This is a genomic window from Pedobacter terrae (assembly GCF_900100705.1).
Taxonomy (GTDB): Bacteria; Bacteroidota; Bacteroidia; order Sphingobacteriales; family Sphingobacteriaceae; genus Pedobacter; species Pedobacter terrae.
The window spans coordinates 17,795-43,094 of record NZ_FNCH01000017.1 but is presented as its reverse complement, the minus strand read 5'-3'; the positions used below and the strand labels follow the sequence as shown (position 1 = coordinate 43,094).

Annotated in this window: 24 protein-coding genes; 13 read left to right on the top strand and 11 right to left on the bottom strand. The window is 38.7% G+C overall.

Annotated elements, in window-relative coordinates; translation table 11 throughout:
- Positions 1–43: 43 nt before the first annotated feature.
- Entirely contained in the window at positions 44–1,315 is a 1,272-nt protein-coding gene (gene serS / locus BLR60_RS18565) for a serine--tRNA ligase (protein WP_090502553.1), read from the top strand.
- 183 nt (positions 1,316–1,498) lie between these two features.
- Here the strand turns inward: serS and BLR60_RS18560 are convergent, their stop codons facing one another.
- The 5 genes from BLR60_RS18560 to fabV form a co-directional block, all read right to left on the bottom strand.
- Entirely contained in the window at positions 1,499–1,813 is a 315-nt protein-coding gene (locus BLR60_RS18560; RefSeq protein ID WP_090502551.1) for a hypothetical protein, read from the bottom strand.
- Positions 1,814–1,907: 94 nt separating this feature from the next.
- Positions 1,908–2,594 carry an SIMPL domain-containing protein gene (locus tag BLR60_RS18555; protein ID WP_090502549.1) on the bottom strand — a complete coding sequence of 229 codons (687 nt, stop codon included), beginning with the start codon at positions 2,592–2,594 and terminating at the stop codon, positions 1,908–1,910.
- A gap of 510 nt (positions 2,595–3,104) precedes the next feature.
- On the bottom strand, positions 3,105–3,557 hold the full coding sequence (locus BLR60_RS18550; RefSeq protein ID WP_029277369.1) for a cold-shock protein: 453 nt from the start codon (positions 3,555–3,557) through the stop codon (positions 3,105–3,107).
- Positions 3,558–3,784: 227 nt separating this feature from the next.
- The gene (locus tag BLR60_RS18545; RefSeq protein WP_090502547.1) at positions 3,785–4,321 is read right to left on the bottom strand and encodes a GNAT family N-acetyltransferase; all 537 of its coding nucleotides are present in this window, start codon (positions 4,319–4,321) and stop codon (positions 3,785–3,787) included.
- A 116-nt stretch (positions 4,322–4,437) separates the two neighbouring features.
- Positions 4,438–5,631 (bottom strand): enoyl-ACP reductase FabV, encoded by a 1,194-nt coding sequence (gene fabV, locus BLR60_RS18540; protein WP_090502545.1) that lies wholly within the window; start codon positions 5,629–5,631, stop codon positions 4,438–4,440.
- Between the two features lie 744 nt (positions 5,632–6,375).
- Between fabV and BLR60_RS18535 the strand changes: the two genes are divergently transcribed.
- A complete protein-coding gene (locus BLR60_RS18535; RefSeq protein WP_090502541.1) occupies positions 6,376–7,083 on the top strand; it encodes a DUF2490 domain-containing protein in 708 nt (235 codons plus the stop codon).
- Positions 7,084–7,168: 85 nt separating this feature from the next.
- The gene (locus tag BLR60_RS18530; protein WP_244155699.1) at positions 7,169–8,059 is read left to right on the top strand and encodes a hypothetical protein; all 891 of its coding nucleotides are present in this window, start codon (positions 7,169–7,171) and stop codon (positions 8,057–8,059) included.
- 246 nt (positions 8,060–8,305) lie between these two features.
- On the opposite strand, the gene BLR60_RS18525 is transcribed toward BLR60_RS18530, so the two are convergent.
- The 6 genes from BLR60_RS18525 to BLR60_RS18500 all read right to left on the bottom strand — a co-directional run bounded on the left by BLR60_RS18525 (position 8,306) and on the right by BLR60_RS18500 (position 16,539).
- On the bottom strand, positions 8,306–8,752 hold the full coding sequence (locus BLR60_RS18525) for a DUF1572 family protein (RefSeq protein WP_090502537.1): 447 nt from the start codon (positions 8,750–8,752) through the stop codon (positions 8,306–8,308).
- 10 nt (positions 8,753–8,762) lie between these two features.
- Entirely contained in the window at positions 8,763–9,527 is a 765-nt protein-coding gene (locus BLR60_RS18520; RefSeq protein WP_090502535.1) for a hypothetical protein, read from the bottom strand.
- Positions 9,528–10,122: 595 nt separating this feature from the next.
- Positions 10,123–10,854 (bottom strand): head GIN domain-containing protein, encoded by a 732-nt coding sequence (locus tag BLR60_RS18515; protein WP_090502533.1) that lies wholly within the window; start codon positions 10,852–10,854, stop codon positions 10,123–10,125.
- A 108-nt stretch (positions 10,855–10,962) separates the two neighbouring features.
- The gene (locus BLR60_RS18510) at positions 10,963–12,618 is read right to left on the bottom strand and encodes a M1 family metallopeptidase (RefSeq protein ID WP_090502683.1); all 1,656 of its coding nucleotides are present in this window, start codon (positions 12,616–12,618) and stop codon (positions 10,963–10,965) included.
- A gap of 119 nt (positions 12,619–12,737) precedes the next feature.
- A complete protein-coding gene (locus tag BLR60_RS18505) occupies positions 12,738–14,603 on the bottom strand; it encodes a CocE/NonD family hydrolase (protein ID WP_090502531.1) in 1,866 nt (621 codons plus the stop codon).
- 64 nt (positions 14,604–14,667) lie between these two features.
- Positions 14,668–16,539, bottom strand: coding sequence for a CocE/NonD family hydrolase (locus BLR60_RS18500; protein WP_090502529.1), 1,872 nt, complete (start codon positions 16,537–16,539; stop codon positions 14,668–14,670).
- A 353-nt stretch (positions 16,540–16,892) separates the two neighbouring features.
- Here BLR60_RS18500 and BLR60_RS18495 point away from each other — a divergent pair, with 353 nt between their 5' ends.
- The 10 genes from BLR60_RS18495 to BLR60_RS18455 all read left to right on the top strand — a co-directional run bounded on the left by BLR60_RS18495 (position 16,893) and on the right by BLR60_RS18455 (position 25,223).
- Positions 16,893–17,705, top strand: coding sequence for a DUF6515 family protein (locus BLR60_RS18495; protein ID WP_090502526.1), 813 nt, complete (start codon positions 16,893–16,895; stop codon positions 17,703–17,705).
- Positions 17,706–17,921: 216 nt separating this feature from the next.
- On the top strand, positions 17,922–19,082 hold the full coding sequence (locus tag BLR60_RS18490) for an esterase-like activity of phytase family protein (RefSeq protein ID WP_090502523.1): 1,161 nt from the start codon (positions 17,922–17,924) through the stop codon (positions 19,080–19,082).
- A gap of 23 nt (positions 19,083–19,105) precedes the next feature.
- On the top strand, positions 19,106–19,771 hold the full coding sequence (locus BLR60_RS18485) for an HAD family hydrolase (protein WP_090502521.1): 666 nt from the start codon (positions 19,106–19,108) through the stop codon (positions 19,769–19,771).
- 46 nt (positions 19,772–19,817) lie between these two features.
- Entirely contained in the window at positions 19,818–20,426 is a 609-nt protein-coding gene (locus tag BLR60_RS18480; RefSeq protein ID WP_090502681.1) for a DUF2306 domain-containing protein, read from the top strand.
- A gap of 35 nt (positions 20,427–20,461) precedes the next feature.
- Entirely contained in the window at positions 20,462–20,647 is a 186-nt protein-coding gene (locus BLR60_RS25120) for a cyclic nucleotide-binding domain-containing protein (protein WP_208600676.1), read from the top strand.
- A gap of 60 nt (positions 20,648–20,707) precedes the next feature.
- Positions 20,708–21,022, top strand: coding sequence for a cyclic nucleotide-binding domain-containing protein (locus tag BLR60_RS25115; protein WP_208600675.1), 315 nt, complete (start codon positions 20,708–20,710; stop codon positions 21,020–21,022).
- A 53-nt stretch (positions 21,023–21,075) separates the two neighbouring features.
- Complete coding sequence (locus BLR60_RS18470; protein ID WP_090502519.1) at positions 21,076–21,432, top strand: bleomycin resistance protein; 357 nt, start codon at positions 21,076–21,078, stop codon at positions 21,430–21,432.
- Positions 21,433–21,793: 361 nt separating this feature from the next.
- Positions 21,794–23,200 (top strand): dihydrolipoyl dehydrogenase, encoded by a 1,407-nt coding sequence (gene lpdA / locus BLR60_RS18465; RefSeq protein WP_090502517.1) that lies wholly within the window; start codon positions 21,794–21,796, stop codon positions 23,198–23,200.
- Between the two features lie 554 nt (positions 23,201–23,754).
- Positions 23,755–24,573 (top strand): bifunctional hydroxymethylpyrimidine kinase/phosphomethylpyrimidine kinase, encoded by an 819-nt coding sequence (gene thiD / locus BLR60_RS18460; RefSeq protein WP_090502679.1) that lies wholly within the window; start codon positions 23,755–23,757, stop codon positions 24,571–24,573.
- Positions 24,570–25,223: a TenA family protein gene (locus BLR60_RS18455; RefSeq protein ID WP_090502514.1), complete on the top strand. Its 654-nt coding sequence runs from the start codon at positions 24,570–24,572 to the stop codon at positions 25,221–25,223. Before thiD ends, BLR60_RS18455 begins: the two co-directional genes overlap by 4 nt.
- Positions 25,224–25,300: the final 77 nt, after the last annotated feature.

Sequence of the window (25,300 nt, the reverse complement as noted above, 5' to 3'; positions counted from 1 at the left end):
CCCAAACTCCAAACTCTTGTTATCTTTGCTAAAAAATTAAATAATGCTGCAAGTTAACTATATCCGCGAAAATAGAGAGAAAGTTTTAGAACGTTTAAGTATCCGTAATTTTAAACAGCCGGAACTGGTAGATGAAATCATTAAAATTGATGAAGACCGCCGTTCTACCCAAACTTCCCTGGATAATATTTCTGCTGAGGCTAATGCAGCTGCCAAACAGATTGGCGATTTAATGCGTACCGGTAAAAAAGAAGAAGCTGAAGCCATTAAGGCCCAAACGGCTTCTCACAAAGAAAATATCAAAAACCTGAGTGATAAATTGAATGAACTGGAAACTGCTCAGCACAATTTAATTGTTCAATTGCCTAATTTGCCTTATCATCTGGTAAAACAGGGGTCTACTGCAGAAGAAAATGAAGTTGTTTTAACGCATGGCGAGCCTGTTCAATTACCAAGTAAAGCTTTACCACATTGGGAGCTTGCTGCTAAATATGATATCATTGATTTTGAGCTGGGGGTAAAAATTACCGGTGCCGGTTTCCCGGTGTATAAAGGAAAAGGAGCAAGGTTACAGCGTGCCCTGATCAATTTCTTTTTAGATCATGCTACTGCAGCAGGTTATAAAGAAATGCAGGTGCCCCATTTGGTTAATGCGGCTTCGGGTTTTGGTACCGGCCAATTACCTGATAAAGAAGGACAGATGTATCATTCAACTGTTGATGATTTGTATTTAATCCCAACAGCGGAAGTTCCGGTAACCAATTTATACCGCGATGTTATTGTTAAGGAAGAAGATCTCCCGATTAAAAATACCGCTTATACCCCATGTTTCCGGAGGGAAGCAGGTTCATATGGAGCCCATGTGCGTGGTTTAAACCGCTTACACCAGTTTGATAAGGTTGAGGTTGTTCAGATTACACATCCGGATAAATCTTACGAAACTTTAGAAGAGATGAGCCAGTATGTACAGTCTTTACTGAAAGAATTGGGGTTACACTATCGCGTATTGCGTTTATGTGGTGGCGATATGGGCTTTACTTCTGCCATGACTTATGATATGGAAGTATGGAGTGCCGCCCAGGAGCGCTGGTTGGAAGTTTCTTCTGTTTCAAACTTCGAAACCTACCAAAGTAACCGTTTGAAATTACGCTTTAAAGGAAAAGAAGGGAAGGCACAGCTTGCGCACTCTTTAAATGGAAGCGCATTGGCCTTACCGCGTATCGTGGCTTCGATTTTAGAAAACTATCAGACCGAGAATGGAATTAAAATTCCAGAAGCTTTGGTGAAGTATACTGGGTTTGATATGATTGATTAATCAGGGAAATTAATGAAGTTTCAATGGGCCTGTGCAGTGAACTGCGTTAGTTTGCTAGGCCGTGTGGAGACTTGCGAAGTTCTCTTCCGCACAATGATGAGCAAACTTCGCGAGACGGGCATAAAAAAAGCTTTGCAACATTGCAAAGCTTTTTGTTTTTATAGATAGATGTGTTTTTTGCAATTATAAAATCAGGATCAATAATAAAATGATGATGATGATTGCACCAACTGAAAGGTAAACACCTCCAGAAACTGCACGGGCCTGACCTTTTAATTCTCTTAACTCGCTACGTAAAGCTTTACGTTCTGCTCTCGTTAAGTTAGATTTGTCCATGTCTCTGATTTCTTCAACACGGGTTTTAATTCTTTCCAGTTTTACTGCTTGTTCTGCAGTTAATTCCGTTGGATTTTTCGCAGGTTTATCAGCTGCCTGAACAGAATTAAAACTAATGCCTAAAGAGAAAACCAGCGCTAGTGTGTAAATGAATTTTTTCATAATTTCTATTTTTTAGTGTTCGATCTCTATGTAACAAAAAACCTACCAAAATGTTCTGGTAGGTTTGAAAAGCATTAATTTACTGTTAAAATTCTTATTTGATTTCGAAAATGGCATTTACTGTGAAATTCAGTTTAATTTTTTTAAAATCAATTTCAGGTGCAGTAGAAGCATCAGCCATTTCAGCTTTCATCGCAAAATTTCTGTAAACAGGCTGCATTACATTGTCTCCGCCATCTTGTATCTCGATCACACTTCCTAGTTTATCACCTAGTGCTTCTACCATATATGCTGCTTTCTCTTTTGCCGATAATAAAGCTTTAACTTTAAGCTCTTTTTTTAAGCTTTCGATTTTAGAATAATCATAGCTTTCGATATTTGTATTGGCGATTCCTTTGGCATCTATCGATTCTAGTATAGCGTTGAATTTGTTCAGATCGCTAACTTTTAAACGATATTGTTTGCTGGCTAAAAAATCGGGGTTTTTCTTTTTCTCTGTTTCATAATTCCAGCTGCTCAAGTTGCTGATGGTTAAGTTTTCTTTCGCAATACCTGCTTTTTGTACAGCGGCATACAATTGTTTTTCCAATTCTGTGATGTCTACTTTTTTCTTTCCGTTCAGGTATTCTTTAAGCGAAATGCCGATGTAAATGATATCAGGAGTAACTTCTGTTTCTGCGGTGCCGCTTACGCTAATTTTTCTGCGCAAATCTACTTGTTGAGCCATCGCTGACGATAAACCTAAAAATGCAACCAGTGCTAGTGCTATTAACTTTTTCATAATCTGTAGTGTTTTTAATTGTTATGAAGCTTGCATAAGCTTTTTTATATTTAGCTTTTGTTTGCTTATGCAGGTTTCATATCTATTTTTCTTTGTGTGTACTGTAATGATGTAAACGATATGCAAATTCCACACCGAGATTTTATTTTTTTTAACTCATAAACGATTATTAGGAGTTAAAGGCTACAACTTTTCCCTTTAATAGTCCTATATGATTTATTTACAGTATGATAAATTATTCCCTGATTGGTGAGGAAAAATTAGATAGCATGCATTTTTGGATGAATAAATGCCCGAATAATTTAGACGTCCTGTTCTTTTGAAGCTAAATTCCTTCAAAATTACTTTATACTTCCTAGGAAGAATACCAGATGAATAAAATTATGCGCAAGGTTTTATGCTTAAATAGACGGAATTATATATGGTTATAAAACCTAGCGCAGCAGAATTCTCTGCAGAATTTTAATCATGTTTTGCAATTGGGAATTGCAAAAAATAGAATGGCGGTTGTTAAACCTTTGATACTTTAACTGCCGTTGGTCCTTTTTGACCCATTTCTACTTCAAACGTAACTTTATCACCTTCTTTAATCTGGGTGATTAAACCGTTTGCGTGAACGAAAATACTGTCTTGTGTTTCAGTGTTTTTAATAAAACCGTAACCCTTACTATCGTTGAAGAAAGTAACTGTTCCTTTTTTAACAGGGTTTTCATCAATGATGTCCTCTTGTCTTGAAATACCGATCTGAATATCTTCTGTATTGATAACTTTCTTTTTCTTCGGATCTGGTGGAGTAGAAGAGATGTTTCCGTTTTCATCAACGTAAGCCATCATATCTTCAAGTGCTAAACCTTTTTTGGCATTAGCCTGACGCTCTTCTTTTTTCTCTTGTTTATCTTTTTGTTTTTTTAATCGTTTTTTTTCGTTCTCTTTTTTACTGTATGTTGCCTGAGATTTAGCCATATTTTATTTAATTGTTTTGTTTTTGAAAGATGAGTGGAATGGAGAATTATACAAAGATAACAATACTTAAGCATAAACACGATTTTATTCGGTCACGCGCTCTTTCATTATGGTTAATAACAAATAACTATGGCAAGATGTTTTTGCCGGTAGACTTACTGGGTATCAACTCCGCTATAACTTTTCACTATTATCATAAATAACAACTGTGTGCCCATAGCTAAACTTTAATGCAATTTTTTCCAGTTTACTTTATCAATCTGGTACACAAAATTCCATTTTAATGGTTCACCATAATAGGCAACCTCTAATTCAGCAATTTTAACCGCCCCCAATTTGTCGATTGCTTTTTGCGAACGAAAGTTAGTAGTGCCAATATGTAAAATCACTTTATCTACAAATTGAAAAGCATGATTAAACATTAAGGTTTTTAAGGCCTGATTATGTCCCTTGCCCCAAAACTCACGTGCAATAAAAGTGTAGCCTACGGTAACTGAGGAGTCACTTTCATCCAAATCATAATACCTTGAACTGCCCACAATCTTTTTAGTTTCATTTTCATAAACGATAAAAGCACCCTTAGATTCGATTGCACCTTTAAAGAAATTTTCGAAAACCGCTCTTTTATAGCGGTCTTTATTGGGGTGCTGCTCCCAGATTAAAGGATCGGAAGCTACTGCAAAAAGGGCTTCAAAATCTTCTTCTTTTAAGGGAACTACCGTAATTAAATCGTTTGCTAACGTAGGTTGTAAATTGAAATTCATATTATTTGTAATGAAAACGGCCGGTTTAAGGCCAGCCGTTTATTGTGATTGCATTATTCAGGCAAGGTAATAGATTTCTCCATTCCGTTGCACTTCAGTCGAAATGACGTGATGAGTTACTTTACTAAGCCTTCAATTTCTACCACTTCCTGAGCATCTTTCTGATAATCAACTTTATCAATTTCAAAGCCAAATAAGCTTAAGAAATCAGCTCTGTAGCCTGGTAAATCGCCTATTGCAGGCAAGGTTTCAGTTGTAGCTTCTTCCCAAAGTTTGGCAACTTTAGTCTGGATATCCTCACGCATTTCCCAATCGTCTATCCTGATTCTTCCTTTCTCATCAACAGGAACAGCGTTGCCGGTATATAAGCGATCAGCATATAACCTTTGGATCTGCTCGATAGTGCCCTCATGAACACCTTCTGCTTTCATCACTTTATATAATAAAGAGATGTATAAAGGAATTACCGGAATGGCAGAACTGGCCTGTGTTACCAGTGCTTTGTTAACCGATACATAAGCTTTGCCATCAATATCTTTTAATTTATCAGCAATTTTAAAAGCAGTGGCTTCCAGATCGTCTTTAGCTCTTCCAATAGTTCCTTTGCGGTATACTGGTTCGGTTAAAGCTGGGCCTATGTATGAATAAGCTACAGTTGTTGCGCCTTCAGCAAGCAGATTCTCTGCTTTTAAGGCGTCGATCCACATAGACCAATCCTCGCCACCCATTACAGCAACGGTGTTGGCAATATCTTCTTCAGTAGCTTGCTCAATGGATATTTCACTTACATTACCGGTGTGGAAATCGACAGTTTTATTGGTGTAAGTGCCACCGATAGGTTTTAAGGTAGAGCGGTGCAATACCTCGGTATCAGGGTGTTTCCTAACCGGAGAAGCCAGGCTATAGATGACCAGATCTACCTGACCAAGGTCAGCTTTGATCAGTTCAATGGTTTTTTCTTTAATTTCTTTAGAGAATGCATCGCCATTTATACTTTTTGCATATAAACCGGCAGCATGGGCTTCTTTTTCAAAAGCTGCGGTATTGTACCAGCCTGGAGATGCTGTTTTGCCTTCTGAAGGTGCTTTTTCAAAAAATACGCCAATGGTAGAAGCACCGGAGCCGTAAGCAGCAGCAATACGCGAAGCTAAACCGAAACCTGTTGATGCGCCGATCACCAATACTTTTTTAGGACCGTTTATAGCACCTTTAGATTTTACATATTCAATTTGATTCTTTACGTTTTGTGCGCAACCATCTGGATGTGCAGTTAAACAGATAAAGCCCCTCATTCTAGGTTCGATAATCATTTTTGTTCTTTTTTACGTTTGTAATATTAAAATAAGCACAGTTTTAAGGTTTTTGAAAATGCCTTCATGTCCAAATCTTTAACGAAGATATATTTTTAATTGTTTAACATTAAATGAAATTTGTTTTTAACTCAAAGTGGGCAAAGGTTTTCGCGGAGCACGCAAAGCTGGAGGTATGGCTTAGCCGATCAAACTTCTGACCTCCGTCCCCTTACCTCCGACTTTTTTAACCACCGAGTACGCAGAGTTTTGCACTGAGTACACAAAGCATTTACTTTTTTAATGCACACTTTAGAACAGGGAAGTAGATATTGTTTGGGCGATTAGATATCCAATTCTGACCCTCTGGCCTCCGACTTTTTAACCGCAAAGAACGCATAGATTTTCGCAAAAAATGCAAAGCTGAACTATAGTTTGGGCGGTTAAACCGCTGACCTCCGTCCCCTTACCTCCGACTTTTTTAACCACCGAGTACGCAGAGTTTTGCACTGAGTACACAAAGCATTTACTTTTTTAATGCACACTTTAGAACAGGGAAGTAGATATTGTTTGGGCGATTAGATATCCAATTCTGACCCTCTGGCCTCCGACTTTTTAACCGCAAAGAACGCATAGATTTTCGCAAAAAGTGCAGAGTTGAACTATAGTTTGGGCGATTAAACCGCTGACCTCCGACCCCTGACTTCCGACTTTAATATATTTCTGCTAATTTAGCGCCACACAGGTAAAACCGGTTTATCTATTATGAAAAAAATATTATTATCTGCCGTGATGGTACTCATCATGGCCGCTGGAAAGCTATATGCACAAACCCAACATCAAAATTCTGGTTGGTTTATGTTTTTAAATAACACCAAATTTAACGATAAATGGGGATTACAGTTTGATTTTCAGGCTCGTTCAGCTGATGATTGGGGTTATGTGCGGAATACTTTGGTGAGGCCTGCGGTTCAATATTTCATTAATAACAAAAGTAATGTTGCCCTGGGTTATCTGTGGCAGACCACAACAACCGAAGTGATGGGAAGCAACGATCTTACCCTTCACGAACACCGCATTTTTGAACAGTATATCTACAATCATAAAATCAGCTCGGTATTTGCCAGTCACAGGGTTAGGTTAGAACAACGTTTTATCGGACGTACAGATGAAGATGTGTTTTCGCAGCGTTTCCGTTATTTTGTAAGGTTAATCCAGCCATTGCAAAAAACTCAGCCAAAGTTTACAAAGGGGGCATTTGTGGCTTTACAGAACGAGGTGTTTTTAAATCTTCAGAATAAGGCCAAAATTAATAATAGTGTCTTTGATCAGAACAGGTTATACCTTGCTGCGGGTTATCGTTTTTCAAAGCAGTTTGACCTGGAAGCCGGGTACATGAACCAAGTTACACATGGTGTTTCAAATAATACGGTAAATAACATTATTCAACTTGCTGTTTATACCAGGTTTTAATGTTTTAAAGTCATTTTTTGTATAACAACTCTTACGAAATGTTAAACCTGTTGTAAATGATTGGTCTTTTTGCTCAATTTGCCGCGTGAAAAGATTTACCATTCTATTTTTAGCACTCTTGTTTGGCAGGCGGATGCAGGCACAAGAGATTAAAACCTCTTCAACCAATAATACACCAACTTCTAAAAGCTTATTCAATCCTGAACACAAAAGAAATTTTTCGCGTAAAGGCGATTTCTTTTTCCACTGGGGTTATAACAGTTCGTGGTACGGTAAAAGTGATATCAGGTTTCAGGGACCGAACTACGATTTTACCATGAAAGATGTAGTTGCACATGATCGTCAATCAAAATTAAGCTGGGCCTACTTAAATCCTGGTTTAATTACAGTACCTCAATATAATATTCGTGTGGGGTATTTCATTAAAGATAATTACAGTATTTCTATTGGCTGGGACCACATGAAATATGTAATGGATATTCCACAAACTGTTGCCATTACCGGACATATCGGAACAAATATTACACCTGAAAATGTGGCTACTGGCACATTGGCAGGCGATTATCATGGGCAACTTGTAAATGTTAAAGAAAGCATGCTCACTTATGAGCATACCGATGGTTTTAATTATGCCAATATCGAAGTAGAACGTTATGATGATATTTGGGTGGCGCCCGGTGGAAATACTTCATTAACTTTAGAAACCGGTTTAGGCGGTGGAATTATGGTGCCGCGTTCTGATGTACGTTTGTTTGGCCTAGGTAGAAACAACCACTGGAATATTTCTGGTTATGGTGTTTCGGCTAAAATCGGACTTAAGTTTTATGTTTGGAAAAATGTTTATCTGCAGAATACCACAAAATTTGGTGCCACTAATTTAACAAACGTACATACCACAGGTTGGGATGAATTTGATCACGCCAGTCAGAAAATTAACTATATTGAAAATATGTGGCTGATCGGCGTTCAGTTTTAAAACATGTAAAGGAGGCTTATTCTCTTTTTTTTGAGGTGCCATTTAATACGGCCGCGGAAACACAAAAGGCGCGGAGAATTCACTTGGCTAATGTTGATATTGCAAAGATTATTTCATCAAATAAAAATTGGCTTATAATGATAATCAGTCCAATTATTAACGGTGATTTTTGTTGCCGTCTTTAAAAAAAGGATTGCTTCACGCTTGCGCTTAGTCCCAAGCTGCTGTTCGCAATCACGTATTAAATTATTTATCCAATAACCTCCGGTGATAATTAATCTGCCCCAGGTGGTAAGCTAAATGTGTACTGAGGTGAACGAGGAAAAATTCGGTAGTCGTTTTTTCTTCCAATACCATTATCGGATACTCGTTATCCATCTGCTCCTGGCTTACCTGATCTAAAGTTTTGCTAACAACATTTATGGTTGCTTCAATCATATTGATCAGCTCTTGCTTTGGAATATCTTTTAAGGAGAATTCCAGTTCGCGGTTCCGGATATAATCGGTGCCACCTAAAACAGCGCCGATGTAAGTATTCAGGTTACCCACAAGGTGCAGGCAAAGGTTCCCGGCCGGATTTGCAATGCCATGGTCTATCCGCCATAGATTCTCTTCTTTCTGGTAAGCTTCAATTTCGGATTTCAGCTTGCTCAGATCTCGGTTAAAAAGTTTTTTTAGTGTTTCGGTAAGCATCTTTCAATAATTAAAGATTGATTTTTTTCGCAGGTTGAGATAATATTTCTTTTCCGGCCTTACTAATTACCAATTGTGCGGGTGGAGCATCTTTCTCGCCTATTACAATGATGAAGCAGGTATATAAATTGTCGCCGCTTTTAAATTGGTAATTGTGGTTGCCTCCGCTACCATCAGGTGTAAATTTACCATTGGTTAAAATTAATTTAGGCTTATCGCTCATTTTGCTTTTTATCGGCCATGAGGCATAGCGGTAATTGTTATTGCCAAGATCATCAATCCTGATCCGGTACTGAGCGGTTTCGAAAACGAGAACCGGTTGCGCAAAATTGCTGATTGAGGAGTGAAGGCTATTTTTATCAACATTTATCAACCTGGCCTGTTCTTTGGCTTCTAACCTCGATTGGTGATTAACGGCAATTAATTTCCCGTCGGTATCAAGCCATAACTCGCCGTTTAACAACATGATCCCGCGCCAACCAACGGCGTCCCAATCGGTTTCAACCTTGGAGTTAATGATCTTTTTGGTTAAATTATCATCAAAAACTTCTTTGTACCGTTTAACAAATTCCTGTTTATTTTTAATGGGTGGGATAGGATAGGTCCTGTTTAAAGGATATTTAATTTTACTGCTCAGCTTTTCTATATTTCCGCTTTTAACAACTTTGATAAAGCTGGTAACTACCGGGCGGTATTTTTTGTCGAGTGTTTGATCCTGCGCATTTACAAGGTAATTTGTGCAGATTAATAAAAAGGCTAAAAATATTTTTTTCATTAGATGGAGCTTGTTAAGCAAATATAATTTTTTGATCTGAATACCGTTTCGTATCCTGTGTTTTTGCATCATAATAAATCTTTTTTGTATGGAGTACCAACAGTTGTTTTGTTGAAATACAATTTTCTTTTTTTGAAAAGCAGGTTCCTGGGGGCATCGGTTCCGAAAGTCCTGCCATCCGCTTTACTTCACTGCGTTCGTGCCCGCTCCTGTCAGGTTTAAATTACTTGGGCAGACCTTTCTATCCTGAACCCGATAGCAGCGGCAGTTCCTCATTCTTCATCAGGGCTAAAGCAAATGGCGGGACTGCTATAAACCCAAGGGCTTCTGTATTTGATTTCCGAAAAAATAAGATAGGTTGCTGAGCACAGGGCTTGTGTACAACATTATTTCTGTTTCCGTTTTACGCTTGCACGCTTCACTTCCTCGGTCATTACAGGTATCACTTCAACCTGAGTTAGGTGGGCAGGGCGGTAATTCATTTTTAAGGTTCGCAATTGTGGTTCGAGAAGATACGAACCATGGAAGAGATTAAAGAGACAAAAAAATGCCCCGAATTTCTCCGGGGCGTTCCTTCAAGATGATGAATCTGATCTTATACTTTTCTTACGCCACCTGAGCCAATAACCGTTTTATCAACAGTTGGATTGCCTGAATAATTTACGTTTCCTGATCCGCTGATGACTGCTTTAATACTATCGCTTACGGCAATGTTCACCGTTCCTGAACCGCTAATGGTGCTGGTTAACGTTTTTGTAGAAAAAGATTTACCTGCAAAAGTGCCTGAGCTGCTGATCACTACTTTCGCATGGTCTGCACCTCCAGTAATGTTAATCGCGCCTGATCCGCTGATTACACCGCTATAATTATCTACATCTGCTGTAGCTTTAATATTTCCTGAACCGCTCACAGTTGTGGTAAGGTTCCCTGTGCTGATTTTTCCGTTTACGGTTAAGCTTCCATCACCGCTAACCGTTAAACTCGCTAATTCTTTTGCCGATACATAGGCTGTAATTTTTTTACCTTCGTATTTTCTGGACCAGCTGGTAATGCTGGTTTGCGGACGGATGACCAGAACACGGCCTTTTACTTCAGTAACGATTGAAGCAATTGCCTCTGCATCACCTTCTAAACGACAGCTTTCGCTATTCCCGAGTGTTACAATTACATTGATAGGGCCTGCGGCTGCAACGCCGTTGAAATTTTTTACCTCTCTGTCATCCCCATTATTTTTAGAAGTGGCGATGTTGATCTGATCTTTTGCAACGGCATTAATGCTAAAGCTTAAGGTTAGGGAGGCTAATAATATGGCAAATACTTTTTTCATGGTTATAGATTTTGTTTTTTTAGATAAATAATGAGCTTTTTCTATAAGACGTTGGTTTTTTCAAAAAGTTGCGTATCATAAAATTTAATTTTCTTTATTATTAATTTTCTACTGTAACCTTTTTGTAAGGATGTAAAACAATGGATCGTGTTTAAAGTTATCAGCATTTATGCTGGCATCTACAGCAATGGTTTTCCAATCATTTGTCGGTTTGATCAAAGTATAAGCGCCGGTTTTTAAGGTTACGCGTACGGGCATATCAAATCCTTTAGCATCCGTTAACCAACGATAGGATAGGATGCCGTTGTTGATCTTATATTCCAGAACCGGCGGCTTGGAATAACGGAGATACTGATCAAAAACTTTATCTAATTTTAGCCCACTTTGTTTGGTTATGTAGTTTTCGATTTCGGCGGTGGTTACGGTTTTATGATAGAATGTTTTGCCTAATCCACGTAGAATCTGCCTGAATTTTTCATCGTTATTAATAAGTTGACGAATGATATTAACCAGATTTGCACCCTTTGGATACATATCGCCAGAGCCTTCTTTGTTTACCCCATAAGGACCAATTACAGGCACGTCGTTACGGATGATTTGCTGTAATCCAATTACATACTCATCAGCGGCTGCTTTACCCTCAGTACATTCGGTAAAAAGGACCTCCGAATAATTGGTAAAACCTTCGTGGATCCACATATCGGCGATATCTTTTGCGGTAATGCTATTGCCGAACCATTCGTGGCCACTCTCGTGGATGGTGATAAAATCCCATTTTAAGCCATGGCCGGTGCCACTTAAATCTTTACCTAAATAACCTGGCTTAAACTGATTGCCGTAAGCTACTGCACTTTGATGTTCCATCCCTAAATGTGGTGCCTGAACCAGTTTATAACCGTCTTTGTACCATGGGTATGGGCCAAACCAATATTCGAAACATTTTAACATGGGTTTAACATCGGCTTCCCAATGTGGACGGGCTTTGGCACTGTCGGTTTGTAAAGCCCAGTAATCGATGCTCAGTTTGCCGTTTTCGCCATTATAACTATCCTGCCAGTGAGCATATTTGCCGATATAAAAAGTAACATCATAGTTGTTGATGGGATTAGCAACAAACCAATTGTATTGTTTGTAACCATCAGGTTTATCTACCGTATTTCTCAATCTACCATTCGATATTTCCTGTAAAGTTTTAGGAACAGTAATGCTGATTAACATACTGTCTACTTCATCGCTCTGATGATCTTTATTGGGCCACCAAACACTGGCTCCTAAACCCTGGCAGGCCACAGAAACAAAAGGATTGCCTGCGGCATCTTTTTTAAAGATAAAACCGCCATCCCAGGGTGGTGTTTTTGCTACTAAAGGATTACCGGAATAGAAAACGGTAAATTTATCTTTGCTTCCTCTTTTTATGGCTTTAGGGAAGGTTACAAAAACAGCATTATTTGCTCTGGTAAAAGGTAAATCAGCGCCCTTATACACCACTTTCTCTACTTTAAGGTTATCGAAAAGATCAAATTGTAGTTTAGTGAAATCTTGGGTAGCCGTAAATACAAATTCGTTGCATCCAACGATGGATTTCTGATCAATATCGATTTTTACGTCTAAATGGTAATAGTTAATGTCGTAACAGGTACGTAATGGAGTGAGGGTTCCACGTAGGCTATCGGCCCGGGAGTTCATCTGGTTTTTGCCAAGCATCTGTGCCTGTGCAGCCGGAATGCTGAAAGCAAGTGCAAAGAGGATGAATAATTTTTTCATTTGTTTATTGATTGACCGACGCTTTCGGTTCATGGAGACACGAACCGAGGTTTTAGGGTTATTTATTGAATTGTTAAAAACGACTAATTATTACACGCTCGTTGGAAACGAGCATGAGCTTATTTTATCACGTCAACTTCGATAAAACTATCATTAAAAACCGTTTGTGTAGCTTTAATGTAATCTGCTTCAGTTGCTTTATAGGGGTTTTCTACAAATTTTTGTGGGTTACGGGCAAATAAGGGGAAAGCTGTGCTCTGCACCTGGATCATAATCCTGTGGCCTTTTTTAAAGGTGTGCAATACATCCTGCAACTGGAAGTTTACAGCTGTTTTTTGATTGGCCACCAAAGCCTCCGGTTTTTCAAAACTATTGCGGAAACGGGCCGGCATTACTTCCGAACGCACCATTTGCCAGTAATTGCTCAGGGTAATGTTCTTGTTTGGCATGTAAGGATTGTTCGGCTCATCGGCTGGATATACATCGATTAGTTTTATAATAAAATCGGCATCGGTGCCGGTAGTGGCAATTTTAAGGTGCGACATGATTTCGCCACCTAATGTAATGTCGTTATCCAATACATCAGTTTGGTACACCAAAACATCTGGTCTTCTGCCTGCAAAACGCTGATCTTCACTCATGTAATTATGCGGGGTAAAACCCAGTGTAGTAGTTAAATCTTCTGTATAGGGAACCGGTTTTAAGGGATCGCTGATGTAATTTGCTGAGCCAGGTGCTGATGGGGCGGTCATGCTTAATTTACCATCTGCTCCTAAATATAATTTTTGTTTGCTTGCTTTTTCCGTTGGCCATTTGCTAAAGGTTTCCCATTGTTTTTTACCGGTATCGAACATATACGCTTCGGGCAAGCCTGAGTTTTTATCTCCATTGCCCTTTAAGAAATGGTTAAAAAATTTAGCTTCAATTTCTTTTTGATAAAAAGTGGCAATGCTATCACCGAAATAAACATTACTGTGCATGGTATGGCCGGTTTCGCGACTCCATCTGCCATGTCCGAATGGCCCCATAACGATGGTGTTATAAGCATTGGGATTTTTCTTTTCGATGGTTTTGTAAATATTCAACGGTCCGGATAAATCTTCTGCATCGTACCACCCACCTACTACCATTACTGCTGGTTTGACAGTGTTATAATGTTTCAGCAATCCACGTTTTTGCCAAAACTCATCGTAATTGGGATGGTTAACGGTTTCCTGCCAGAAGAAATTATTCTTGTAATATTTGTCGGCATTGCTTAAAGGACCTAAGTCTAAAGCAAACTGATAACCATCTTTTGTTTTTGGCAAAATCATTTGGTTGTTATACCAGGCTTTAGAAGTTGTATCGGTTTTCTGCACGCCAAATACTGGAAAGGTCATGAAATAACTTTGCAAAAATGATCCGTTGTGATGGAAATCATCAAAAAAGAAATCAGAAATTGGTGCCTGCGGAGAGGATGCTTTTAGTGCAGGGTGATTGCTTAAAATCCCGGCTGCGGTATAAAAGCCTGGATAAGAAATTCCCCACTGCCCAATTTTACCATTATTATTGGCTACATTTTTTACTAACCAATCGATGGTATCATAAGTGTCAGAGCCTTCATCAACATCCTTCTTCGATTTTTTATTGTCGATTACGGGAGTCATATTAGTCCAGGTACCTTCGCTTTTCCAGCGGCCGCGAACATCCTGCATTACCACGATATACCCTTCTTTCATCATCAGTTCGGATGGGCCTAAACGTGCCGGAAATTGATTTTCACCATAAGGGGCAACACTATAACAGGTACGCTGCATCATCATCGGATATTTTTTATCTTTTGAGGCATCTTTTGGAGTATAAATGGCCGTAAAAAGTTTGGTGCCATCACGCATGGGGATGTACACTTCTTTTTTTATGTAATTTGTTTTTGGATATCCTGTATCGCTTTGCGCAAAAGCTGAAGAGGCTGAAAGCAGGATGATGATGAATTTAAAGTATTTCATTTTTAAGAATAAGCAAGTTATTTATGTATTCGGTTCGTGGCGACACGAACCGGGGTGGAAGGGTTTATTTCAATACCGAAACGGAAAGGAACGAACTGTTATTTACATCATGATAAATTCTATGCGTTGCTTTTTGAAAATCCTGTGGTTCTGCCTGATAGATATCCATAAATTTTTGTGGGTTACGATCGGCTAAAGGAAACCATGAATTTTGAATCTGGATCATGATTTTATGCCCTTTTTTAAAAGTATGCGCTATATCTGGGAGTGGATAATTTACTTTGGTAATGGCACCGGGAACAAACGCTTCGGGTTTTTCGAAACTGTTGCGGTATTTTCCGCGCATAATTTCTCCGCGCACCAACATTTCGTAACCGCCCATCATTAAATCTTTTGGATTTGGTACCGGGTTTGGTGCATCTTCAGGGTAAACATCAATCAATTTAACTACATAATCAGCATCTGTTCCGGTGGTAGAAACTACCAGATTGGCCAGCACGGGTCCGGTTAGGGTGATATCTTCAGTTAAGGCATCAGTCTGATAAGTTTTAACATCCGGGCGGCGGGCTGCAAAACGCTGATCGTCTATCATGTACTCGCGGGTACGTCTGGCCTGAACACCGTCCTGATAAGGTACAGGATTATTCGGGTCGCTAACATATTCATCCCAGCTATCGGTTCTGCCAACTTTATCGAAACTGAGCTTTCCGTTAGGTTGTAAATACAGATTTTTACTTTCTACCTCTTGTGGTGGCCAGTTGCTGAATTTTTTCCATTCATTACTCCCGGTTACAAAAATATTGGCCTCAGCGGCATTAAAATCTCCTTCGCCTTTTAAATAATGTTTAAAGAAAGGAAGCTCGTATTGCTGTTGATAATCGATACTGGTAGTTTTACCAAAGTTGATATCCCCGAGAAAAGAACCATCACTGCGTACCCAGCCGCCATGAAACCAGGGCCCTGCAACCAGGATATTGTTGGCACCGGGATTTTGTTTTTCAATAGCTTTGTAGGTGTCGAAAGTTCCATAGGCATCTTCGGCATCGAAAAAGCCACCCACCACCATTACAGCAGGTTTTACATTGGTTAAATGAGGGGTAATTAAACGTGCTTTCCAGAAAGTATCTAAATTTGGATGTTTAAATAAATCGTTCCAGAATTTAATACTATCAGCAAAATAACGGTCTTTTAAATTTTTAACTGATCCGGCTTCTAAATAAAAACGATAATTATCCTGAATAGGAAACTGAAAACCTTTAGGCCCTTTATCTGGTGTAATCGGTTTAGGTCTCGGTACACCAAAACTGCTCATAAAACTGAAGGCATCCATCAGAAATAATGTGCCGCGGTGGTGGAAATCGTCACCCATAAACCAATCGGTAACGGGTGCCTGAGGAGAAACAGCCTTTAATGCCGGGTGAGCATTTGGCAATGAGGTGGTAGAATAAAAACCCGGATAAGAAATACCATAAATACCAGCATTTCCATTGTTTCCTTTTACGTTTTTAACCAACCAATCGATAGTATCATAAGTATCCGTACTTTCATCAATTGCTGTTTTAGATTTTTTACCAGTCAGTTGTGGGCGGATATCAGTAAATGTACCTTCACTCATCCAACGACCGCGCACATCCTGATAAACAAAAATAAATCCTTCGCGCATCATGGCGGGGAAATTGCCCAGGCTAAGCTTGTATTTATCTTCACCGTAAGGGGCAACAGTGTAAGGCGTACGGTTAATTAAAAATGGATATTTTTTGGATTGATTTTTCGGTATGTAAATGGAAGTGAATAACTTAATCCCATCGCGCATGGGAATCTGCCGTTCTATTTTGGTGTAGTTTTCTCTCACATAAGCCGAGTCGGTTTGTTGAGCCATTAATTCATTAGAAAGAAACAGACAAAATAGAAGGCTGAAAATTCTGTTAAGGTTCATTTAAGCTGGTTTTAGGAATAAAATTTAAATATAGGTGATTAATGATTGATAAGAAAAATATAGCGGGTAAAAGGTTTGTTAGCATGAGGAATGACGGGGCGATCGAAGATATATGGTGGAAAATGGAAGAACCGAAAGTCGGAAAACCGGGGTCAGCGGTCTGGTATGAAAAAATGCGCCTTTGTGGTCGATAATCTAAACGGATGAGACATTGTGTTTTTACTATACGTATTTTCAAGCAGCTTAATCCGCTATTCGTCATCATTTTATCAAAATTTAGTTAAATAGCGTTAAGGGGTAATCTTTTAAGCGTTTTTACCGTCTGATAGATAATTGACTTAAACACAAAAACAATGAACAGGTTAATAAATAAAGCATTGGTTGTTTTCGCTGCAGCAGCGATGATGGCAACCTTGAGTATAGAAAGTGTTTCTGCACAACGGCCAAGTAGGAGTGGAGGTGGTGGAGGCAGATCAGGCTCAATTGGTGCATCAAGAGGTGGTGGATTTTCCCATCAGCCGACTATGCGTGGACCAGGCAGAAGTAGTTTTTCTACCAGTGTCCGTTCTAGCAGATCAAGCTACAATTATTACAGGCCAGGCTACAGGACGGCATATGGCAGGCCTTATGGCAACAGATTTGGTTTTGGAAGGCCTTATCACAGACCATACTATAGTTATTACAGTTTTTACAGACCATTTTTAGGTGTCAGGATTAATGTGCTGCCATTTGGCTATTATCCATTCTGGTACGGCCCAACACAATTTTATTATTCTGGCGGATTGTTTTATCAACAAAATAATGATCAATATGAAGTGGTAACACCACCAGTTGGCGCTGAAGTTCCAAAATTACCATCAGATGCAAACCGGGTAACGATTAACGGCGTTGATTATTACGAATATAAAGGTGTTTATTACACCCAAAAAGAAAATCCTGATGGTAAAACGGTCTATGTAGTGGCTGGAAAGGACGGCGTTTTAAATACAACAGATGGCTTAGCTGATACGCATAACATTGGTGATATCATTAACCAGTTACCTGAAGGATGCAGAGAAGTGACCATTAAAAACGAAAAGTATTTTGTTTCTCCTGATGATGTTTATTATGAAGAGGTAGTTGACGGAACGAATATTACTTACCGTGTTATTGGTAAACTGTTTTAGTTATTTGGGTTTAGCGTGTAGTCGGATGTTACCATCCGACTATTTTTATCTTGAAAAGATTGCTTAATTGTAAGGTTTCTAAAGTTATATTGATGTGTGTCAGATGATAACATCTAACACCACAAAATAGATTATTCCGTGCTCATCTCAGCCTCCGCGACAAAAACTATATTGTTGCATTAAAAAAACATATTTTTGCCACCTAAATATTTCGATGTGAAATCCGTAAGCCCATTTTTCATTATTTATGCGCTCTTGGCTATTGTTTTCTCCTCGTGTTCAGTAGCTAAATATGCTGCGGTTAAGCAGGATGAGACCAGTGTTTCAGCTATCAGGTTTCTAGATGAATACGTTATGCCCTTAAACCCTGTTTTTCAGAATACGGTTGTTGGTGGTTTATCGGGGATTGATTATGATGTAAAACAGAACCAGTATTATATAATCAGTGATGATCCTTCGCAATTTAGCCCGGCAAGGATTTACACCGCAAAGATTGTGCTTAAAGAAAATAAAATCGATACCATCCGGATTACCGGAGTTAATTTTCTTATACAGGAAAATGGAAAACAATATCCCAAATATGGAACCGATAAAAGTGTGAAGCCGGATGGAGAGTCCGTTCGTTATAATCCAATTACCAATCAACTGATCTGGAGCAGCGAAGGCGAAAGGTTGTTTAAAAATGGCGATACGACCATTGTTCAACCCAGTTTAACTTTTATATCTACAACTGGAAAATTTTTAGATACCATTCCGCTGCCAAAAGGTTTTCACTTTACCAAAACAGAGAACGGTCCACGGAAAAATGCATTGTTTGAGGGATTAACTTATGCTGATAATTACAAAACTTTATATGCCGGTTTAGAAGAACCACTTTACCAGGATGGTCCGCAAGCAGCTTTTGAATATGATAAAGCTTTAACACGGATTTTAAAGTTTGATGTGGCCACTAAAAAGAATGTGGCACAATATGCTTATCACCTTGGCGCCTTACCGGTTAAACCTACTGTAGATAATGACTGGAATGTAAATGGAATTTCAGAAATATTGGCCGTTGACGATCACCTGCTTCTGGTAATGGAGCGGGCCTGGGCGAAAGGTCATGATGACCATACTTTTTTAAAACTTTACCTGGTTGATCTGAATGGTGCAGAAAATGAAATCAATAATGCATCTTTTACGAAAAACCCACCTAAGCCCCTCAGCAAAAAACTACTTTTCGACTTTGATACCTTAAACAGGCACATCGATAATTTTGAAGGCGTAACTTTTGGACCAAAACTTGCCAACGGGCACCATTCTTTAATATTTTGTGTAGATAATAATTTCGGTAAATCTCAGGTGCAACAGTTTTTTCTTTTCGAGATAATCCCATAAACCAATTCAGTTAAAAATTTATAATGAGTAAAATAAAAGCCCTGCTTTTCGATTTAGATGGTACATTGATTGATTCTGAAAAATTTCATTTCGATTGTTGGAATACTTTCTTGCAACCCTACAATGTGCATATCGAATTTAAAGATTGGCTAATTAATTATGCAGGCATTCCGCTGCCAATAAATGCAAAAACCATTATAGACCGCTATAAAATTGATGAAGATTTAGCAGACTTTATTGATAGAAGAGAAAAGATAACTTTTGAAGGTTTTAGAACTACTGATATAGCACTAATGCCGTATGCCTTAGAATTTGTACAATTTGCTTACGAAAAAGGACTTACACTAGCAGTGGTTACAGCCAGTCCGAAAATTGATGTTGAAGCTGTTTTTGAACGCAATGGTTTAGCTAAATATTTCAGTTTGTTTATCACCCGTACAGATGTAAGCAAATCTAAACCCGATCCGGAGAGTTATAACCTTTGTATAGAACGCCTGGGCTTATCCAAAGAAGAATGCATCGTTTTTGAAGATACCTTAAATGGGGTTAAATCGGCACTGGCTGCTGGTATTACCTGTTACGCTATTCAGAGCAATGTGCGGGCACATCAAAAACTGAAAATTGCTGATGAGCTGTTCCTCAGTTTTGCCAATGCCAAAACATTTATGTTACAAAAAGAACTGATTTAGTTATTGAAAATTAATTAGCTTAGTATGAAGTAACATGACGCTCAGTATGGTAAAAAAAGGATTATGGATTTTATTGGCAACTTTCGCATTGCTGATTGGGCTTTATCCAATGATTTACTTTTTAATCGATAGAAAATTTGGATTGTTAGGTTCGAAGTCGGTATCGTTGTTAAGCAACACTTGCTGGAACATTGGTTTTTATACGCATATCATTTTTGGAGGAATTGCTTTATTTATCGGTTGGACACAATTTAGTCCGCAGATGAGGAATAGGCGCATGACATTACACCGAAAACTAGGTAAAGTTTATGTGGTTGCTGTACTGCTCAGTGCACTAGCGGGTATTTGTATTGGTTTTTTTGCGACCGGCGGGTGGATTTCTTCCGCAGGATTTATTTGTTTGGGCATCATTTGGTTTTACACTACTTTAAAAGCTTATTTACACATTAAACACGGAGAAATTGCAGCACATCAAAAAATGATGGTTTATAGTTATGCTGCCTGTTTTGCTGCCGTAACATTGAGGATTTGGCTACCGATTCTGACAATAATGTATGGCGATTTTATAAAAGCGTACCTGCTTGTTGCCTGGTTATGCTGGCTCCCGAACATAGTTGTTGCTTATTTAATCACGAGAAAAATAGCGCATCAATAATTGCTTGATACTCTATCTTCCGAATAATATAGTTTATGATGTCTGCTCAGGAAATTTTAGCCGGCGTAGGAACATTTTCACCCCACGATCTGCTGTTGTTTGAAGAAAAAGCGCTGCGAAAAATAGTTAAGAAAAATGATAAGGTCTTGCGCCAGGGTGAGGTTTGCCAATCTGTTTATTTCATTCTTTCTGGGTCTTTCGTTCAATTTCAGTCTGATTAAGAAACTGAAACCATCATCGACCTGCATCTACCCAAAGAATGGATGTTTAATCACCCAAGTTTGATTGATCAAATACCTTCGGGTACAACCATTAAAGCATTTAAGGATGCGGAGGTAATCGAATTGAGTTTAATTAACCTGCACGAGTTAATTGGCAATTCGCAATCTTTCTTAAACCTGGGAAGAATTTTTGGTCAAGCGAATCACCGGACTTACCTTTTCGATAATGCATTAAGTCCCGCACAAAAATATGATTATATTAAAAATGTTAAACCCCTTATTGTACAGGTTTTTCCAGTTAAACTTATCGCTTCGTATCTTAAAATAACCCCCGAAACATTAAGCAGAGTTAGGGCAAACTATCGAATTTCCTGATTTCGATCAAGTGCTGCTTTTGAGAAAATTGCTCATTTTTGAAATAAAAAAATATGCTGACAGAGATTAACCCAAAACTTCCAATGCGTGATAAAGAAATCACCAAAGATTTTTATGTAAATAAATTAGGATTTAAAGACATTGGCGCAGACAATTTTAAGGATTATCTAATGGTCAAACAAGACCATATTCAGATTCACTTTTTTTTATTTGAAGCACTTGATCCGAAAGAAAACTACGGACAGGTTTACATCCGTACAGATGATATAGAGGGTTTGTACAATTCGATGCTGGAAACTAAACAAAGCATCCACCCAAATGGGCATTTGCAATCAAAACCATGGGGGCAGAAAGAGTTTTCCATGCTGGATCCGGATAACAATTTACTTACTTTCGGGCAATCGGTTTAAGAGGGCATTTGTCAATAGTTCATTAGTCAATGGTTGATTGGTGAATAGTTTATGGTTTAGGAGGTGTATAGTGAATTAGGGTTAAATGTCAAATACTTAGCCCCAGCTTATTTACTTTATGTATCGGGATAAACCAAATATTTTATAGTCTTAAAGTAAAATATTGTTATGCTCATAGACTTATACACATTGAACTTTGTGGGATTATCCTGTTTGACCTCAGTAATGAAGCGTCAGTTATGCCCTATAGGCTATTAATTTGTGGTCTAACGCCTAAAAGATTGCAAGACTATTGCCCATTCTACTTTTAGCTTTCCGCCTTTTTTCCATACATTTGGCTAATTAAAATACTTAAGAAATTATGCAATACGATGTCGTTGTTATCGGTTCAGGTCCGGGCGGTTATGTAGGCGCAATCCGTTGTGCTCAGTTAGGTTTAAAAACTGCAGTAATAGAAAAATATAAAACTTTTGGAGGTACTTGCTTAAACGTAGGTTGTATTCCATCAAAAGCTTTGTTAGATTCATCAGAGCATTTTCACAACGCTGCCCATACATTTACTACTCACGGTATCGATTTAAAGAACCTTAAAGTAAATATGCCACAAATGATCGCCCGTAAAGACGATGTTGTTGCGCAAAATACGGCTGGTATTACTTATTTGTTCAAGAAAAATAAAATCGATTCTTACGAAGGTGTTGGTTCATTTGTAGATAAAAACACAGTTTTAATCACAAAGGCTGATGGTTCTACCGAGACCTTAACCGCTAAAAATGTTATCATTGCTACGGGCTCTAAGCCTACAGTTCTGCCATTTTTGCCAATCGATAAAAAACGCATTATTACCTCAACAGAGGCTTTAAATATTAAAGAAGTTCCAAAGTCGATGGTTGTAATTGGGGGCGGTGTTATCGGTTTGGAGTTAGGTTCTGTTTACGCCCGTTTAGGCACAAAAGTTTCAGTAATTGAGTTTTTACCATCCATCATTGCAACAATGGATGCAAGTTTAGGAAAAGAACTTCAACGCGTACTGAAGAAAAACCTGGGCATGGAATTCTTTATGAATCATAAAGTTACCGGTGCTACAAATAATGGTGAAACGGTAACGGTTACTGCCGAAAATGCGAAGGGTGAAGCCGTAAATTTCGACGCTGATTATTGCATCGTAGCTGTTGGTCGTACGGCTTATACCGAAGGTCTGGGTTTAGATAAAATCGGTATTACTGTTGAAGAAAGAGGAAAAAAAGTCCCTGTAAATGAGCATTTAGAAACTTCGGTTGCTGGTGTTTACGCCATTGGAGATGTAATTACCGGTGCGATGCTGGCACACAAAGCAGAAGATGAAGGTACTTACGTTGCCGAAACCATTGCCGGTCAGAAACCACATATCAATTATAACTTAATTCCAGGGGTAGTTTATACCTGGCCAGAAGTTGCTTCTGTAGGTTTAACTGAAGAGCAGTTAAAAGAAAAAGGTGTGAAATATAAAGCAGGTTCATTCCCTTTCAAAGCCAGCGGACGTGCGAAAGCGAGTATGGATACCGATGGTTTTATTAAAGTTTTGGCCGATGCTGCAACTGATGAGGTTTTAGGTGTACACATGATTGGTCCGCGTGCTGCAGATATGATTGCTGAAGCCGTTATTGCAATGGAATTCCGCGCATCTGCTGAAGATATTGCACGTACCTGCCATGCGCATCCAACCTATACAGAAGCGCTAAAAGAGGCGGCACTTGCTGCAACTGATAACAGAGCGATACACATTTAATTATTATCCGATCAGATACTGAAACAAATTCAGTATCTGATCGGTAAATTGCATATATCATTCTTTCAGAGTTGTCAATTTAAATAGGTATTTCACTATTAGTTGACCACTCTTCTTAACCTTCGATTATTAATATTCTTTGAAAGTTCTCCTATCTAGCAGTAAAGATGCTGAAATAAATTCAGCATGACGATAGCACTGAAAAAAGGAGGCTGAATCTAATCAAAATACATAATATTAATCGACTCGGTTCTTATTTAATTCATTTCGATAAACAAAGAATTAAAATTAAGCCCTATATTGCATGCAATAAAACTTTAGGGGTGCCTTCAAATAAGTTGGCTGAGAATATACCCTTTTTGAGGTTAACGGTAGAAGATGAAAAGGTAGAGGTTTAGTTTCCTTCAGCCGTAAAACCCTCCAGCCATCAACCTCAAATGGACCTGATCCGGATCATGCCGGCGTAGGAAATTAGTTTGTCTGCAATAATTGCATAAAATGCCTTCGGCATTTGAAGACTCCTGAAGTTGTACAACAAAATGAAGTCTTTAACCATGAATTATATTCAGGTATTAACAATAGCTGGCTCAGATAGCGGCGGCGGTGCGGGCATTCAGGCAGATTTGAAGACCTTTTCAGCTCTGGGCTGTTTTGGTACCTCGGTAATTACGGCAGTAACAGCACAAAATACACTAGGGGTGCGGTCCGTTCATGGAATTCCAGTTACGATAATTAAAGATCAGTTACAGGCCGTGTTGGATGATATAACACCATTGGCGATTAAAATCGGCATGATTAACCGGGCAGAAGTGGTTGATGTAATTGAAACAGAACTTAAAAATTACGCTGTGAATGTTCCTGTTATTTTAGATCCTGTAATGGTTGCTACCAGTGGGCACCGCTTAATCGAATCCGATACCGTTAATCAATTGGTAGAAAAATTATTTCCCATCGTTAGTTTGGTTACACCAAATATAGATGAGGCCATAATCCTTTCGGGACAAGAAATCAATAACCTTTATGATATGGTCGCCGCAGGGAAGAAAATCATCGAAAAAGGTGCAAAAGCAGTCTTGGTTAAAGGTGGCCATTTGGCTGGACCGATTATTTACGATGTACTCATTTCTGGTGCCGAAATTCCTTTGGTTTTAGAAAGTGTCTTTATTGCTTCTAAAAATTTGCACGGAACGGGTTGCACACTCTCATCGGCTATAGCCGCCGAAATGGCAAAGGGCAACAATTTATTATCTGCAATAAAAAATGCAAAAAACTACATCAGCCGGGCCTTACAGGCAGGTAGCGAAGTAAAAACAGGGGAAGGTAACGGACCGCTAAACCACTTTTTCGAACCTTTAAAATTAATTATCCAATGAAGTGGAGCGACAATGCCTGGGAACGGGTTAAACCCATCTATAATAAAATTTTAACCATGCCCTTTAATACGGAGCTGAGCAATGGCACCTTGCCAAAAGAAAAATTTATCTTCTATTTAGCACAGGATGCCTATTACCTTTTAGAATTCGGGCGGACACTAAGCACGATTAGTGGACGGATGCAAAATGCAGATTTGGTGATGACTTTTGCGGGGTTTTCTACAGGGGCTATTTTTGCCGAGCGCAGTCTGCACCAAAGCTATTTTGTAGAATTTGGTTTAGCAAGCGAAGTGCGGGCCACTCCATCTACACTTTTGTATACCAGTTATATCCTTAGTCAAGCAGCCTATGCCAATGTAGAAGTAGCGGTAGCGGCTGTTTTGCCCTGTTTTTGGATTTATAAGGCTGTAGGCGATCATATTTTTACTCAGCAAAATGGAAACGAAAATCCTTACAAAAGGTGGATTGATATGTATGCAGGTGTAGAATTTGCAACTGCAGTAGAAAAAGCCATTGATATTACAGATGAACTGGCAGCACAAACAAATGCTGTAACTCAACAAAAAATGCTGGATGCTTTTGAAATGGCTACCCGCTTAGAGTGGATGTTCTGGGATAGTGCCTATGAATTGGAAAAATGGAAAATCTAATATTTTAACCTCATAGACGGCAAAATATTTTGATAAAATGTTAAAAACCTGTCGATATTTCCAATAGATTTAAAGAA